This is a genomic window from Pseudenhygromyxa sp. WMMC2535, from assembly GCF_011083025.2.
Window position 1 is genome coordinate 2,658,705 of sequence record NZ_JABJWV010000001.1, and the last position, 15,632, is coordinate 2,674,336.

Below are 15,632 nucleotides of genomic sequence, written 5' to 3' on the forward strand. Positions count from 1 at the left end.
CGCAATGGTGGCGGGGGGGACGATGACCCGATGGTATCAGCCTGCTACACCTGGTAGTCCGTGATTGGAACCAGCCTCGGCCCCTATCGCATCCTTCGTCGCCTGGGCGCTGGCGGCATGGCGGAGGTCTACCTGGCCCAGCGCTTTGGCGCCGCGGGCTGGGACAAGCAGGTCGCGCTCAAGGTCCTGCGCCCCGAGCATCGCGGGCGGCCGGAGCTCGAGCGGCTGCTGATCTCGGAGGCGCGCCTGGGCGCGCGGCTGAGCCACCCCAACCTGGTCGAGGTCCACGACTTTGGCCTGCACGAGCAGACCTACTACCTGTGCATGGACCACGTCGACGGCGCGGATCTGGCCACGCTGCTCGCTCGCGCGGAGGGGGCCGAGGACGAGGGCAGGGATGAGCGCGAGGATGAGCGCGAGGATGAGCGCGAGCGAGAGGACAGCGGGGAGCGGGGAGCCGAGCGGCCCGCGGGCGAGGGCGGCGGGGCGCTGCCCCGGGCCCTCGCCCTGCTGATCGCCGAGCAGCTCGCCTTGGCCCTGGCCTTCGTCCACGACCTGCGCGACGACGCCGGCCGGCCCCTGGGGCTGGTCCACCGCGACCTCAGCCCCCACAACGTGCTGCTCTCGCGGGCCGGGGCCGTCAAGCTCGGCGACTTCGGCATCGCCAAGGCCACCGCCGAGGACGACCGCACCTGGGGTCGGCTGCGCAAGGGCAAGTACGCCTACATGGCGCCGGAGCAGATCACCGGGGCGACGGCGAGCGCGGCCTTGGACCTCTTCGCCCTCGGGGTCACGGCCCACGAGCTGCTCCTGGGTCGGCGGCCCTTCGACGGCGCGGGGCCGCTCGAGACCATGGAGGCGATCCGTCGCGCCGAGCTGGGCCGCGACTTTGGCGGTCGTGGCTTCGCGGCCCTCGACGCCGAGCTCGTCGCGCTGCTGCGGGCGATGCTCTCGCGCGCACCAGCGCAGCGGCCCAGCGCGGCGGCGGCGGCCCGGGGCTTCCAGCGCGCGCGCCTCGAGCTCGCGCCCGCCGGCAGCTTGGAGCTCGCCGCCTGGGTCGGCGAGCTCCTGGGCGAAGACGACGATGGGGACGCGAACGAAGCCGGCGCGGCCAAGGATGCGCGCGCGCGAACGGCTAGTTTTCAGACCCTCGCCCTGGACGACTAGAGCGGGGATCACCACGGGCACTAGGAGCCCGTGGTGAAACCCAACACGACACCTCGCTTGGTCTTTTCGCCGAGGGCTTTGTCGCCAAAACTTGCAGTACGCCCGGTACAGCGGCGTTTTGGCTTCGCGCCCTCGACGAAAATCCCGGCGCGAGGAGCCGCGCTGGGTTCCACCACGGGCTCCTAGGCCAGCAGCTCGCCGAGCTCCGAGATGTCCAGGCGACCGTTGCGATCGGTGTCGAAGCTGCGCAGCAGCGTGGCCGCGTAGAGGTCGAGCTCGGCCCGGGTCGGCTCACGGCTCTCGCGGCGCAGGAGATCGCGGACGAAGGCGAGCAGCTCGTCGCCCGCCAGGGCGCCGTCGTGGTCGCGGTCGTAGTGGGCGCAAAGGGCCTCGATCTCCGCGGTGGTCAGGGCGTCGCGGCCGTTGAAGCGGGTCAGAAAATTATCCTCGACAGCGAGCAGCTCGGCGAGCTCGCCGAGGCCCAGGCGGTTGTCGCCGTCGGCGTCGAAGATGTCTTCGAAGCCGGAGATCAGGTCGTCGATCTCGAGCGAGGTGCCCTCGCGCCCGCCGGCCTCGAGCAGGTCGCGGGCGAGGGCCTCGAGCTCCTCGCGCGAGTCGAGGTAGCCCGACTCGTCGCGGTCGTAGTGCGACCAGATCTTCATGAAGCTGACCGAGTCGATGGCCAGGGCGTCGCGGAATTTCAGCAGGGGGTTTTGGCGCTCGGTCATGGCGCGCTCAAAATAACCCGAGCTGGGTGGCTTCGGAGTGCGCCGCGACGGTCGCCCCGATCGCCTCGAGCCAGCGCTGACCCTGGGCGGCCCACTCCGGATCCCCCCGCAGCAGCACCTTGGGCCGGCCGCAGGCCTGCCAGTAGCGGGTCAGGGCCTTGCGATCCACCCGCCCGGGGCAGGCGACGTCGACAAGCTCGACGCCGGGGCGACCGCTCGCCCATCGCAGCGCCTCCTGGCGCACGGGCTCGGGCGCGCCAACGAGCACGACCGTGGAGAAGCGGCGCTTGTCGAGGGAGCTGGCCCGGATGGCGTCGTGCGGCCACAGCAAGAGCGCGGCGTTGGGCTCGTGGTGCTCGAGGAAGGGGGTGAAGCGCGGGTGCGAGTCGAGCGGGAGCTTGCCGCCGACGGCGTCGGCGAGCTGGCGGGCCGCGACGGCGCTGGGCACCAAGATCAGCACCGAGCCGCCGAGCTGGGCCAGGGTCTCGAGGCCGCGCACGCCGATCTGTCGCGGGCCCGCGTCCAGGGCCCACTCGGGCTGGGCGCGGAGCAGCAGCCAGTCGACCTCCACCGGAGTCGCGCGCGCGCCCAGGGCCCAGGTGTAGAGCACGTGGGGGGAGCCGTCGCCGCCGGGGGTGCGCGGGCGCATGCTCAGGGAGGAGCCGCCCAGGGGCAGGCCCGAGGCGATGGCCGAGAGCACCATGCGGCCGACGCCGAACTCCCGGCCCCACTCGACGACCACGGCCTTGGCCAAAGAGGTGCGCTGACCTGGGGAGAGGTTGGCCAGGGCCAGGGCCAGGACCTGCTGACGCTGGGCGATCCACGGCCCGGGGACCAGGCGCGGCGGCGCGCCGATGTGGGTCAAGAAGGCGGTGCGCTTGCCGTCGCATAGATCCACGGCCAGGCGCTCGCGGGTGAGCATGCCTTGGATCTGTTGAACTTCGTCTTGGAGTGCCTGGCTCACTCAGCGCTCCTCCCCCTCCGGCGCCCCGGACCAGCGCGAGCCCTCGGTCCAGCGCGGGCCCTCGGACCAGCGCGGCCCGCCGCCCGCCTGTCGACGGCTGCGGTGCCGGGCCCGGGCGGCGCGAAAGAAGTCCTTGAGCAAGGCGGCGCACTCGTCCGCGAGCACGCCCCCGACGACCTCGAGGCGGTGGTTCAAGCGCGGGTCCTCGCACAGCTGGTAGAGGCTGCGCACGGCTCCGGCCTTGGGGTCGTGGGCGCCGTAGACCAGCCGCGAGACCCGGGTGTTGACCAGGCTGCCGGCGCACATCGGGCACGGCTCGAGGGTCACGTAGAGGCAGGCCCCGTCGAGGCGCCAGCGCTGGGCCTGGCGGCAGGCCTCGCGCAGGGCGAGGACCTCGGCGTGGCCCGTCGGGTCGTGGTCGCGCTCGCGGTTGTTGAAGCCCATGCCCAAGATCCGCCCGTCGCGGACGACCAGGGCGCCCACCGGTACGTCACCGCGCTCGCCGGCCTGGGCCGCGAGCTCGATGGCGAGGCGCATGTAGCGAAGATCCGCCTCGCGCAGGGAGCCACCGTCCTCCACGCGCCTCAGGATCGCCCCAAGCCGCCAAAAAAGCCAGAGCCCCGCCCCTTTCGCGTTTTCGCTTGGGGGGCGGGGCTCTTCGCACCCAGAAGGATTCGAACCTCCGACTTTCGGTTCCGTAGACCGACGCTCTATCCAGCTGAGCTATGGGTGCAGGAGATTTGTCGTGTTGCGGGCTGCGGGATTTAGCAGGGGCAGGCTTGGGACGCAAGGGTTCGCGGCGGCTCGCCAGCGAGGGGTCTCACGTCCAGCCGCTGGCGGCCCCATGTTCAGCCGCTCGCCAGCTCTTGCGGGAACCACACGAGCATGGCCAGCGCGAGGGCGTTGTGGCCGGCGTGAACGGCGACTGCCACCCAAAAGCGGCCCGTGTACAGGTAGGCGAAGGCGAACACGAGGCCCAGCCAGGTGTAGATCGCCAGGCCGATCGGGTTCCAGTGGGACACGGCGAAGGCCACGGCGGGGAGGACCCACGCGAGCTGCGCGCCCGCGCTGTGCCGCAGCCGGCGGAAGAACATGTGACGAAACAGCAGCTCCTCGGTCAGCGGGGCCAAGATCACGGCCACGCTGGCCAGGAAGGCCAGCTCGAACACGTCGCCGCGCTCGACCAGGGCCACGATCACCTCCTGCTCGGCCACCTTGGCCCCGAAGATCGCCTCTTGCAGCCAGCCGAGGGTCGCGCTGCCGACCAGCGCCGCGAGCACGAAGAGGGGGACCAGGAGCGCGCTCGCCAGGCCACCTTTGCGATCTTCACGCGGGACCAGGGGGTCTGCCGTGTGATCTTCCCCCTGCTTGGCGCGCAGGCGCTCCAGGGCGTAGTAGCTACCGGCCGCGCTGGCCATGAGGATCGGCCCGGCCAAGATCCCCGACCAGGGCGCGACCTTCACGTCTGGAAGCACGCCGATGAGGATCAGCAGCGTGATCACCATCAGGCCGCCAAAGAAGGCCAGGGCGAGGAAGAGGGCCTCGGTCACGGCGGCGCTGACCTTGGCCAGCGCCGAGGACTCGGGCGGATTTTGCGCGGGTTGGCTCACTCTCGGAGACCAGTGTGCCGGCCTTGCAAGCGGCGAGCAATGCCGCTAGCTTCTGCGCCCCCTGGGGCCATGACCGAGTGGCTGAAGGTGCAGGATTGCTAATCCTGTGTAGGGGTAACCCTACCGAGGGTTCGAATCCCTCTGGCTCCGTGTCCGCGCCGCCTCCTCCGAGTCGGCGCGGATTTTTTATTTGGGTCTGCGGGCTCCTCCCCCACGTCGAGGGCGGGATGATGACGGTGCTGCGCGTCGAGTGAGTCAGGGCTTGGGGCCGTGCCAGCCGATCACCACGGTCACCGCGGGATTGTCCCGGGTCGTGGCGATCGTCGCGTTGGCGGCCACGGCTCCTGCGCTGGGATCGTCCCCGGGATCATCGCCTGGAGCCGGGCGGGTCGCGGCGAGGGAGATCATCTCACCCTGGTCGCCGCCGAAGTCCTTGCGCTCGACCGCCAGACCGGCGGCCTCGAACTCGGCCTGGATCTGCGCGGCCACGGCCTTGGGATCCCCGGCCACGGCCTCGTAGTTGAGGGTGAAGGCCTCGCGCCCATCGTCCAGGGTCCTGCGGTCGGAGAGGGTCACCTTCTGGGCCGCGGGCAAGGCGATGGGGAAGTCTTCGAGGCCGGCGTCGCCCATCTTGCTCGGCGCCTCGAGGGCGGCCTCGAGCGCAGGCGGTGGCGCTTTGGAGCCGGGTGTCTTGGCCTGGGCCGCGTCGGCCGCGGGCGCCTCGGCCGTGGGCGCAGGCGCCTCGCGCTCGCCCACGCCTCGCTCTCGTGCCTGGTCCTTGCAGGCCAGGAGCAAGGTGAAGGGCAGCAGCACAAACAAAGCGGGCGCACGCATGGTGGCAGTGGATAACATGCCACCCGCGGCGCCCGCGAGCGTCGGGGATCGTCGACGGCTACTCGGCTGCGTCCTCGGCGGGCTCTTCGGCGGGTTCTTCGGCGGGTTCTTCGGCAGTCTTTTCGTCAGCGGCCTCGGGCTTGTCCGCCTTCTCGGCGACGGCCTCCGCAGCCTCCTCGGCGGCGGCTTCCTCGGCGGCCGCGACCACCTCGCCCATGCCGGGGAGCTCGGGCTCGGCGATGTACTCGTCCGCGGGCAGCTCACCGGTGAGCGAGCCGAGGAAGGCGAGCATCTGGCCCATCTGCTCGTCGCTGAGCTCGTCGTATTTGGTCTGGTGCTCGACCATCTTGTTGACCATGGTCGGCAGGTCGACGATCGAGCCGTCGTGGAGGTAGGGGCCGGTCTTCTCGACGTTGCGCAGGCTCGGCACCTTGAACACGAAGTGGTCGCGCTCGTCGGCGGTGATCGCAAAGCGACCCTCGTCCTCGAGGCCGGCCCAGTCCTTCTCCACGCCGAGCTTCTGGTAGCTCTGGCCGCCGAAGCCGACGCCGTTGTGGCAGTCGGTGCAGCTGGCGTCGAGGAAGATCTTGAGGCCCGCGAGGGCGTCGGAGGTGAGCGCGGTGTCGTCTCCGCCGAGCCAGGCGTCGATCGGCGCCGGGGTGACCAGGCGACGCTCGAAGGCGCCGATGGCGTGGGCCATGTTCTTGAAAGTCACCGGGTCGTCCTCGCCCGGGAAGGCCTTGGCGAAGGCCTCGACGTAGCCGGGGATGCCGTCGAGCACCGTCTTGACCGAGGTCTCGTCGGGCATGGCCATCTCGACCGGGTTGAGCACCGGGCCACCGGCCTGCTCCTCGACGGTGGCGGCGCGGCCGTCCCAGAACTGCGCGAAGTGTCCGGCGGCGTTGTAGACCGTGGGCGAGTTGCGGTCACCCAGGGCACCCTCGTGACCGGGGGAGGTCGGGTTGTTGTCCACGCCCCAGACGTCGAGCATGTGGCAGCTGTTGCAGGAGATGTCGCCGGCCTTGGACAGGCGCGGCTCGAAGTAGAGCATGCGCCCGAGGGCGATCTTCTCCTCGGTGAGCTCGTTCTCGGGGCTGACGAACTCCTTGGGCAGCGGCGCGAAGTGCTTGAGGGCCTGCTCGCGCAGAGCCTTGGGGTCCACGCTGTCCTCGTCGACCTCGGGAGGCGTGAGAGGCACGCGGCCCATGTGTGATTCGAAACCCGCGGGGCCGTGCCCAGCTCCGTGGCCTTCCTCGGCGGAGTCACAGGCGAAGCTGAAGCTGCTGGCGAGCAGGACGCAGGCGAGGGGGACGAGACGACGCGTGGGGCCGGCGCTGGTCATGGCGGCATGGTATCCGCACCTCCCGCTGAGGCAAATGCCCCCGCCAAGCGCCGAGATCGCGGCGCGAGTGGCCTGCGCGGACAAACCTTGCTGCGCGGCCGCGCGCTTGTCACGATTTGGGGGTGACCTCGCCCAGGACTCGCCCCCGCCTCCCTCGCAGCATCCTTTGCGGCCTCGGCCTGAGCGCCGCCTTGATCGCGCCCATGCTCATCTCCGGCTGCCGCAGCGCCCCGCCGGCAGAGGTCAGCGACCGCCTGTGGGTCAGCCAGCTGCCCACGAGCCCGCGCGACCGCGTCGACGCCTTCGTCGTCACCGAGGTCGGCAAGCGCGCAGGCGGCAGCTTCTACCACGGCTCGGTCTACCGCGGCGCCCACGACAGCTTCCTGTGGACGGGCAAGGGCAAGAGCAGCGGCGTCATCTACATCCTCCAAGACCAGCGCGAGTATCCGGTCGAGACCAAGAGCTGCACCCCCGACCGCGGCTTCGACCTGTGCATCGAGCTCGAGGGTGACCCCAAGAAGATCGTGCGCTACCAGTCGCGCAAGCGCTGGGCGATCCCCCGGCGCGGGAGCGTCGAGGCCCTCGACATCCCGGGGGTCGTGCGCGAGCTGGCGGAGGATGACGAGGAGCTCGAGGCGCTCTTCATCGAGCCCTGAGCGGGCCCGAATGATGCAGTCGCCCGACGAGGCGACATTGTCATCGACGCATTCCTCGGGGCTGCGTCGTCGACCGCTTTCGTCGGCGCGCTCGCTGGCTTGCGGTAGGGGTCGCCAGCGGCGATGATCGCCGCGAAAAGGCGCACCCGTGGTAGCAGACGAAAAGAAGATCTTCGGTCACCCCAGGGGCTTGCCCTGGCTGTTTTTCATCGAGATGTGGGAGCGCCTGGCCTTCTACACCATGCTCAACGTCCTGCTGCTCTACGCCAAGGACTTCGAGCGCGGCGGCCTGGCCCTACCTTCGGGGCAGGCCAACGAGATCTACGGCTTCTACCTCGCCTTCGTGTACTTCACGCCCTTCGTCGGCGGGATCCTGGCCGACCGCATGCTCGGCTACCGCCGCTCGGTGCTGATCGGCGGCCTGGTCATGGCCGGCGGGCTGATCGCCATGAGCGTGCCCGGGACCACCTTCTTCTACTCGGGCCTGGTCCTGCTCGTGCTCGGCAACGGCCTGTTCAAGCCCAACATCTCGGTCATGGTCGGCAACCTCTACGCGGCCGGCGACCCCAAGCGCGACTCGGGCTTCAACATCTTCTACATGGGCATCAACATCGGGGCCTTCCTGGCCTCGTTCTTGAGCTCGGGGATCCGCAACACCTACGGCTGGCTGATGGTCTTCCGGGTCGCGGGCTTTGGCCTGATCCTCGGCGTGATCATCTTGTTGCTCGGGTGGAAGGTCCTCGCCCACGCGGATCGCCAGCCCGAAAAAGACCCCAACGACGCCGGCTTCGGGGCCGTCGCCGGCAAGATCCTCATGCCCGCGCTGGTCGTCGGCGTGATCACCTACGTGATCGCCAACAAGTTCATCCCCGACTTCGCGGTGACCCCGGCGACCATGGGCTTCATCATCGGGATGATCCCGGTGATCATCTACTTCATTCGTTTGCCGCGCACGGTCAGCGACAAGGAGCGCCCCGGGATGTTCGCGCTGCTGCCGATCTACGTCGCCGGCGGCACCTTCTTCATGGTCCTGCACCTCAACGGCTCGGCCATGACCCAGTGGGCGGCCGACGACACGGCCCGCGACATCGCGGCCCCGGCGGCCTTCCAGCAAGACGCCCTGCCCACCTACTACAAGAACGCCGGCGAGGACGTCCCGCGCCCCGCCGAGGCCAACTTGGTGGTCGTCGAGGACCCCGCCGTGGTCCGCATGTTCGGCCAAAAGCGCATGGACGAGCAGACCCTGGCGCAGATCACCGCGCGCTACCCGGAGCTCGAGCTGCGCGACTTCGATCCCAAGGCCCAGGCCACGGACTTCAGCGGTGAGGAGGCCGCGCTCTTCCAGTTCGCCACGGCGATCTACGCCGACGGCAAGGTCGAGGTCGTCGAAGAAAAGGACGCCCACGGCGTGCCCTCCTACTCGGCGAAGATCCCCGAGCGCGAGCCGGCCCTGCGCCGGGTCGCGTTCATGCGCAAGACGCCCGGAGGCGAGGTCTTCCCGACCTACCTCGTCACCCAAGACAGCTTCGACGAGATCTACTCGGGCTACGAAGCGCGCTTTGGTCATCCGCCCGAGCAGCTCGAGCCCGGCAAGTGGCTCCCGGTCATCAACCCCGAGCTCTTCCAGTCGCTCAACGCGCTCTTCGTCGTCGCCTTCACCCCGCTGATCGTCCTGCTCTTCGGGTGGATCAGCGCGCGCAAGAACGTGACCACGGCCCAGAAGGTCTTCTATGGCCTGTGCCTGACCACGGTCTCCTTGCTGCTCATGGCCCTCGCGGGCCTGGCCTCCGACGGCGGCGCCATGCGGGTCTCGGGCTGGTGGCTGGTCGGCTTCTACGCGATCATCACCGCAGGCGAGCTGCTGATCTCGCCCATGGGCCTGTCGCTGGTCACCAAGCTCGCGCCCAAGCGCCTGGTCGGCCTGGCCATGGGCGGATGGTTCCTGGCCACGGCCTTCGGCAACAAGTTCTCGGGCTTCTTCGGCGGGATCCAGCACATGATGTCGCCGGTGGCCTTCTTCCTGGTCCTCGCCGGGCTCGCGGCCGCGGTCGCCGTGTTCATCCGCCTGCTCCTGCCCAAGCTCGACGCGGCGATCGAGGGGCTGAGCTAGGAGCCCGTGGTGGAGTCTGACATCGGTTCTCTAACTAGGCGCCACCGCACATCTTTTGCAGCAGACGCCACCTCGGAGCCTGGAGCCGCCCCTTCATCGAGTCCTCGTGAGTCCCCATCCGTCCCCCCAATTCCTCCGATCTCGTGGAGACATGGTGGAGACGGCTCGGGGGCTATTCTGGATCGATCCTTGCCGGTGCCAAAGGGTCTGTAGAGGCCCAGAACTGCCGGCTGGGAGCACTTCTAGCCGATCGAGATCGATCGCACAAGAGACGAGGGCGACCCGCCGGGTCGCCCTCGTCTCCATGCTCGAGAGATCATCACGCCAGCGTCGGTGCTCGTCGCCACGCGTCGGGGATCGGCGCCCCGGTCCCGACCGCGTACCCCGGGCCGCCGTCCGACATGCCCAGCGCCGTCACGGCCCACTGCCCGACCGCGTGCCAGATCTCCGGCCCCGGGTCGTTCCCTCGCGTCTCCAGGCTCTGCCGGTGCGCAAACACGTAGCGCACGCCCACTCGCTGAAGCTCGCGCAAAAGCTGTCGACCCGCACGGATCTGTGCGGCGGAGGGCGTGTTGCGTCCGTACTTCTCCGGCTTCCACCACCCACCCTGCACCGACCGAAAATTCCCCACGAACTCGACCGCGACTGACCTCGAGTTGAACCCGTTCGAGGCTGACAAGCGCGCCGACACGGGATGCAGTTGCACCACGGTCCCATCGGGGAGGACCACGAAGTGCGCTGTCACCTTGCGATAGCGGATCGGATCGAGCCCACGAGAAAATCCAGTCTGATGAAGGACGACAGCATCGACCGTGGCCTTGCGTACCTGGCGTTTGCTCGCCGGGGCCTCCGCGCGCAGATCCACGACCTCGAGCGTGTTCGCCCGCGCCCGTGCCCAGGCCATCACGACCCCAGAGGCGAGCACCGACGACAGGCCAAGGACGAGCTCGAGCATCAGTACCTCCGCGCGAGCTCGACCATGAGCCGCTGAGTCGCCTTCGAGACAGATCCCCCGAGCTTGGAGAGCCGTGCGGCGCAGCGGCGGATGTCTGCCGGCATCGCGTCTGCGCGCTCGACCAAGGCGAGATGACCCACGGGGATCGCGGGCGCCTGGCTGGGCTTGGTCAGGCCCAAGTCGAGGACAGCGAACTCCCGGTTGTCGCGGGCCACGACACGCAGCACCCGAAACACGCGCTCGCTGTCGATGCCCAGGCCGATGGCGATCCGCGAGTTGGAGCGAAACCGGACCTTGTCGTTGCGACGCAGCCGAAACCCCTTGGGCTCCCGGCGCTTGCCCTCGTTGCGCTCGGTCTGCGGACTCTCAGTTCGTTTGCGTGCTCCCGCCTTGGTCGTGGTCTTCCTCTTGGCGGTGGCCTTCTTCTTGGCGGTGGCCTTCTTCTTGGCGGCGGTCTTCTTCTTGGCGGTGGCCTTCTTCTTGGCGGTGGTCTTCTTCTTGGCGGCGGTCTTCTTCTTGGCCGCGACGGTCTTCTTCTTGGCGGTGGTCTTCTTCTTGGCGGCGGCCTTCTTCTTGGCGGCGGCCTTCTTCTTGGCGGCGGTCTTCTTCTTGGCGACGGTCTTCTTCTTGGTGGCAGTGGTCTTCTTCTTGTGCTTGCCCATGTCATCGTCCTCCGCAGAAGTCTTCTTCGACCGCTTGGAAACCGCCCTCGCCGAGCTCTGCTCTCGAAGCCACCGCTTCACCCAGCGGATCCTCTTCGGCCCCATCTTCACCCACAGCTGAAGCGGCTCATTGTCCGGGGACGCGCTCAGCAAGGAGACGTACTCGCCGTACTCCTCGGTCGCCTGCTCCACGCTCACCGCTCCACCCGTCGGCGGATCGAAGCTCACCCGGTCCCCGAAGTCGCTCGGATAGAGCACGCCCAGCCACGGCCCGGCCACGCGCAGCCGAACGGAGTCGGGTGCTCGCTTCACAGCCTCGTGAAGCGCGTACGCCGAGGCGTGCATGATGTCCACGAACCCGTCCTTCTCGGCCCACTGCGCGCGCCTCGGGAGGGCGTCTTGTTCGAGCCAGTCTTCGTCGCCCTCCGCCTTGAAGAGTATCTTCCCCGCCTTGGCGTCCCACAGGTTCCAGACCACCCGGTTGCTGATGAGGCTCGTGATCTGAAGCGTCGTCTTGGGATCCCAGCCTGCGGGCAGCTCGGGCAAGGGAAGCGCTGGCTCGGCGTAGAGCTTGCTGAAGTGCGCTCGGATCGCCTTCGTGTTGACGTGCTCTCCAGTCGCGGTCACGGGCCCGTAGGTGAACCGGCCTTCGTGGTCGTGTAGCCAGTACAGCGAGCGCCTACCGATCCGCCCAAACTGAATATCGTGCATGGTCAGACCACGCGCCGCGAGCTCGGCACGACGAGGCGCGGGGATCTCCTTCAACACGTGCGCTGCGGTCGAGGGAGCCACGTGGCCGCGGTAGGGGATGAGCGTCGAGCCCAGCTTGGCCTCGAACGTATCGAAGTCCATCCGACTGCTCGCGCTCACCTGCATGACGATCTTCGCGTCCTTGGGGATCGCGCCACGCCAGCGAAGGATCGAGACGGACGCCCCGTCGGGCGTCACGATCTGGGGTGGAAGCAGCACCACGTCGAGCAGCTGGAAGGGCATGCGCGGGAGGTAGACCCTTCGCGTGGGTACCAGCGTGTCCAAGAGCTGCTCTTGTGCCTCGAAGTCGTCGATGGCCACGGGGCGCGTCGGCGCATCGAGCTCGGCGAAGCGGCGCATGCGGCCGCGGACGATCCGGTTGTCGGCCTCGGCTTTGGCCGCGGTGATCCCAGGCGTGTGTCCCCGAAAATACTCGGGGCCCTCGCCCGCTTGGCACAGCACCAGCTGCGACGAGTTCCCCTTCAGCATGGCCTGGGTCGGCGGACAGTCGCCGGTCGGCTCGTCGAGCAAAGCCGCGCACAGCGTCACGGAGACGCTCCCCTCCTTGCGGATCCAGCACGCGGTCTTGGGGATGGCGTTCCAGTAGCGTTCCTTGTCGACCTGCTGGCGCTGCGCCTCGTGGCGACGCCATTTGCTGAGCAGGTGCTGAATGTCCCTGCTCGGCGCTGGCCGCTTCGAGGATCCCGGGGACCGTGTCTTGGCAGAACTGGGGACCGGCTGTTCGTGCGCTGGCATCACCTTCTTCGCCGGTGCCTTGTCGACGATCACCAGCACCGTCTCGACGGCGGTGCCCGACGCCTTGAAGGACCCTGCGGGGAGCTTCCGTATGCTGCCGTCGAGCTCGAGCAGCTTCTTGCGCAGCCGCTCGGTCTTGTTGTCGCTGCGATGCTGGAGCCCGGCCGACGCGATCGCTACGAGGCGCCCACCCGGCGCCAACATCCCCAGGGCGCGCTCGATGTGCTCGACATCTTGCTGACGCTCGAAGGGCGGGTTCATCACGATGCGGTCGTAGGGTCGCTCGGGCACGTGCGCGCAGAAGTCTCGCGCGATCACCTCAAAGCCGTCCTCACACAACATGTCCCGCAGCGTGGGACTCAGCTCGATCAGGTGTAGCGTCGCGTCCGGGTGACGGGCACGGATCTCCGAGGCCAACGCCCCCGCACCCGCCGAGGGCTCGAGCACGCGCATGCCCGCCTCGATCTCCGCGGCATCGACCACGCGCTTGGCGAGGTCTTCGGGGGTCGGGACAAACCCCGAGATGTTGATGTTCAGCAGCTTGCGCCCGCGGGCGTGCTTGGGATCCTCGCCCTTGGGAGCGACCGCGCAGCAGCCCAGGTACTCGCGCAGCGCGGCCTTGAGGGACACGGTGTCGGTGACCGAAAGCTTCGCCAGTCGGTCGCGGCTGCGCAGATCGTCGGCGAGCATCTCGGAGGGCAAGAAGACCTTGCGCTCGTGCTTCTTGGCGGCTTTGAGCAGGGCGCGGACGGCCTCGACATCCTCGGCGTCGAGCTCGGCCTTGTCGTCGCGCATCTTCTTGTGGAGGGCTCGCACGCGGGCGCGATCACCCGAGACACCCGAGAGCCCCTCGGTGGCCTTCAAGAGGTCATCGACGGCGTAGTTGGACGCACGAAGGGGCCTCAGCGTCGCAAACGCGATGTCCTCGGCAGCAGGCTTGGTGACGCTCGACGACGGGCGTCCTTCGCTACGCGCCCGCTCCCAGCCCGCGCGCCGAAGCTCGAGATCCAACGCCTTGACCTGGGTCTTGTTGGAGATCCGCGAGACATGCTCGAGCTCGCCAGCTTCGACTTCATCGGCGGCCCTGCGCAGAATCTCGGCGATCGCCAGCTCTCCGCGCGCCCGTTGCCGGACGCTGGCGGCTTGCTCGGCCCGCCGGTGGGTGTTCTCGAGGCGGTCGGTGTCGAGCTCGCGGCGCGCGGCGGCGGCGGCCTTGTCCGCGACCGCCCGCAGCTTTGCTGCGCGCTTGCTCGCGTCGGGCGTCCGACCTCGGGGCTTTGGCTTTGTCGCCTTCGTCTTCGCCCTCGCGCGTGAGGCCGTGGGAGTCTTTGGTGCCGGGGCGAGGGCTGGGACCGTCTTCAAGGCGTCGGCCTCGGGCTCGTGGTCGTAGTCCAGCACCGCAGGCACTCCTCGAAGGCGCAGCGCCTCCACGAGCTGCTCGACGCGCTCGCGCGGCTGAAAGGTGTCTCGTGTCCGCGGGACGTACCAAGCGCAGCCCTTCGGGAGCCGCCGGGACGGTTTGAGCCGATAAGGCACACGGATCTCCCGGATCTTCGCGCGGTGCGGGTAGGTCTCCCCGCACAAGATCACCCCTGCGATCCGCGAGTAGCGAACCACCACCTGCGTCGACATGTCCGCCGTCGACGAGGGCGGACCCAGCTGCTCACGCTGCGCGTCGATCAGCGCCTGGTCGGATGCGTGTCGCGCCCTCGCGGCTTCCTCGGCTTCACGCGCGAGCGAAGGGACCTCACGGTCGAGCTGCATCGCATAGTCTTTGGTGAAACCCATGGACGCCGTGTTGGGGTTCCACGTCCAGGAACCACGATGGTTGCGGATCCGACCTTGGTGATGGACCACCTGCTCGCGCAGCTGGAGGCGCACGGAGTCTGTGGGATCGCTGACGTAGGTGTAGCGTCCCCCCTGATGGGACTCCCAGCCGATCGCCCGTAGACGCGCGATGATCCGCCGGTTGGCCTCGTGCACCGTCTTGGGTCGCGGCAGGGCCGGCGCCTCGAACATGTCCCCGGGCCGCTTGATCGTCAGCACCTCGGAGGGCGGCCATGTCTGGCTGGGGGCGTCTTGCGCTTCGTCTCCGCGAAACCAGGCTCGAACTCGGTCTGTGCCCGCTTCGAGTCGACGGACTTCCTGCTCACCGACACCCGGAACCAAGACGACGTCTGCCATGCGCAGCTGCGCAGCTTCGATCTGCATCTCTCACCTCGTTGTCTCGTCGCCGGCCTCGCCGGCGAACGCTCAGTCGTCCAGCACGAAGTCCCAGCGGCCCACGAGGACCTTGCCGTGCATGGGATCGTTGTCGATCGCCCGCACCGTCACGTCTCCGCGCATGCTGCCCTCGGTGAACATGACCTGCTCGAGCAGGCCGTCTTCCCCGATGTGCTTCATCGTCGCCAGCTGTGGATCCACGTACCACTCCAGCTCCTTCGTGCGATAGGGGAGCTGAAAGTCGTAGGGCGTGCTCGGGTGGATCTTGTAGGTCTTCCCGGTCTCGGTGCTGGCCTTGAAGGTGTCCACGGGCTCACCCTTGCTCCCGTAGCCCTCGGCGGGCTGCGGACGACCGGCACCGAGCACGACGGAGCGCGGCACGTCGACGGCCATCCCCGCCCGCAGGCCGTGGCCCGCGTTGGTTCCGAAGTGCTCGGCGTAGCGGATCTCTCCGGTGACCCGCGCGCGGATCAGGGTCTTCTCGACCACGATCACGCTCGCCGAGATCAGTTCGCGTGCGGCCTTGTAGGCGCCGACCGGTCGGCTCTCGACCCCAAAGACGATCACGTCGCCAGTTTCGAGCTGGTCGAGCGTCTCCTCCGAGGGTGGCCAGCCGTCGCCGAGGATCTCATCGAGGGTCTCGGACTCCTCTTTGTTGAGCGCCTCGTCCCCGAGGAACTCGTACCCCAGGGTCTGCTTGGCGCCCCCAGGCGTTCGCGGGGGCGCGCTGGGAACGATGTCGGGGCTGTCCCCGTCCTCATTGGGGCTCGCTTGCCCGTTTTGGCGCCGCTTGTAGGCCCAGACGAGGCCACCGATGACGGCGGCTAATCCGACGCCGCCGGCGAGCCAGGCGATCCACTTCGTGCTCATGTCTG

General features: G+C 68.7%; 12 protein-coding genes and 2 tRNA genes. 4 read left to right on the forward strand and 10 right to left on the reverse strand.

The annotated features are described in order from the left end of the window. Positions 1-60 precede the first annotated feature (60 nt). On the forward strand, positions 61-1,167 hold the full coding sequence (locus G6O69_RS10150; RefSeq protein ID WP_172303320.1) for a serine/threonine-protein kinase: 1,107 nt from the start codon (positions 61-63) through the stop codon (positions 1,165-1,167). A 182-nt stretch (positions 1,168-1,349) separates the two neighbouring features. Here the strand turns inward: G6O69_RS10150 and G6O69_RS10155 are convergent, their stop codons facing one another. The 5 genes from G6O69_RS10155 to G6O69_RS10175 all read right to left on the reverse strand — a co-directional run bounded on the left by G6O69_RS10155 (position 1,350) and on the right by G6O69_RS10175 (position 4,469). After that, positions 1,350-1,895 carry an EF-hand domain-containing protein gene (locus G6O69_RS10155; protein WP_172303321.1) on the reverse strand — a complete coding sequence of 182 codons (546 nt, stop codon included), beginning with the start codon at positions 1,893-1,895 and terminating at the stop codon, positions 1,350-1,352. A gap of 7 nt (positions 1,896-1,902) precedes the next feature. Beyond that, the gene (locus G6O69_RS10160; protein WP_172303322.1) at positions 1,903-2,859 is read right to left on the reverse strand and encodes a hypothetical protein; all 957 of its coding nucleotides are present in this window, start codon (positions 2,857-2,859) and stop codon (positions 1,903-1,905) included. Further along, the gene (tadA, locus tag G6O69_RS10165) at positions 2,860-3,438 is read right to left on the reverse strand and encodes a tRNA adenosine(34) deaminase TadA (protein WP_346017026.1); all 579 of its coding nucleotides are present in this window, start codon (positions 3,436-3,438) and stop codon (positions 2,860-2,862) included. It abuts the gene before it with no gap. A gap of 80 nt (positions 3,439-3,518) precedes the next feature. Further along, a tRNA-Arg gene (locus G6O69_RS10170) sits at positions 3,519-3,592 on the reverse strand. 115 nt (positions 3,593-3,707) lie between these two features. Then, the gene (locus G6O69_RS10175) at positions 3,708-4,469 is read right to left on the reverse strand and encodes a CPBP family intramembrane glutamic endopeptidase (protein ID WP_172303323.1); all 762 of its coding nucleotides are present in this window, start codon (positions 4,467-4,469) and stop codon (positions 3,708-3,710) included. Positions 4,470-4,532: 63 nt separating this feature from the next. Here G6O69_RS10175 and G6O69_RS10180 point away from each other — a divergent pair. Continuing rightward, positions 4,533-4,619: transfer RNA gene (locus G6O69_RS10180), tRNA-Ser, on the forward strand. 105 nt (positions 4,620-4,724) lie between these two features. On the opposite strand, the gene G6O69_RS10185 is transcribed toward G6O69_RS10180, so the two are convergent. After that, positions 4,725-5,303 carry a hypothetical protein gene (locus G6O69_RS10185; RefSeq protein ID WP_172303324.1) on the reverse strand — a complete coding sequence of 193 codons (579 nt, stop codon included), beginning with the start codon at positions 5,301-5,303 and terminating at the stop codon, positions 4,725-4,727. 58 nt (positions 5,304-5,361) lie between these two features. After that, positions 5,362-6,645, reverse strand: a complete 1,284-nt coding sequence (locus G6O69_RS10190) for a cytochrome c peroxidase (RefSeq protein ID WP_172303325.1) — start codon at positions 6,643-6,645, stop codon at positions 5,362-5,364. 191 nt (positions 6,646-6,836) lie between these two features. Between G6O69_RS10190 and G6O69_RS10195 the strand changes: the two genes are divergently transcribed. Then, the gene (locus tag G6O69_RS10195) at positions 6,837-7,301 is read left to right on the forward strand and encodes a hypothetical protein (RefSeq protein ID WP_172303326.1); all 465 of its coding nucleotides are present in this window, start codon (positions 6,837-6,839) and stop codon (positions 7,299-7,301) included. 148 nt (positions 7,302-7,449) lie between these two features. Continuing rightward, complete coding sequence (locus tag G6O69_RS42050; protein WP_172303327.1) at positions 7,450-9,411, forward strand: oligopeptide:H+ symporter; 1,962 nt, start codon at positions 7,450-7,452, stop codon at positions 9,409-9,411. A gap of 319 nt (positions 9,412-9,730) precedes the next feature. Here G6O69_RS42050 and G6O69_RS10205 read toward each other — a convergent pair whose 3' ends face one another. Genes G6O69_RS10205 through G6O69_RS10215 form a run of 3 tightly spaced genes read right to left on the reverse strand, consistent with a single transcriptional unit; the run spans position 9,731 to position 15,627 of the window. Continuing rightward, the gene (locus tag G6O69_RS10205; protein ID WP_172302433.1) at positions 9,731-10,366 is read right to left on the reverse strand and encodes a peptidoglycan recognition family protein; all 636 of its coding nucleotides are present in this window, start codon (positions 10,364-10,366) and stop codon (positions 9,731-9,733) included. Further along, complete coding sequence (locus G6O69_RS10210; protein WP_172303328.1) at positions 10,366-14,745, reverse strand: methyltransferase; 4,380 nt, start codon at positions 14,743-14,745, stop codon at positions 10,366-10,368. The genes G6O69_RS10205 and G6O69_RS10210 overlap by 1 nt, the downstream gene beginning before the upstream one ends. A gap of 42 nt (positions 14,746-14,787) precedes the next feature. Continuing rightward, positions 14,788-15,627: a hypothetical protein gene (locus tag G6O69_RS10215; RefSeq protein ID WP_172303329.1), complete on the reverse strand. Its 840-nt coding sequence runs from the start codon at positions 15,625-15,627 to the stop codon at positions 14,788-14,790. Between the last annotated feature and the right edge of the window lie 5 nt (positions 15,628-15,632).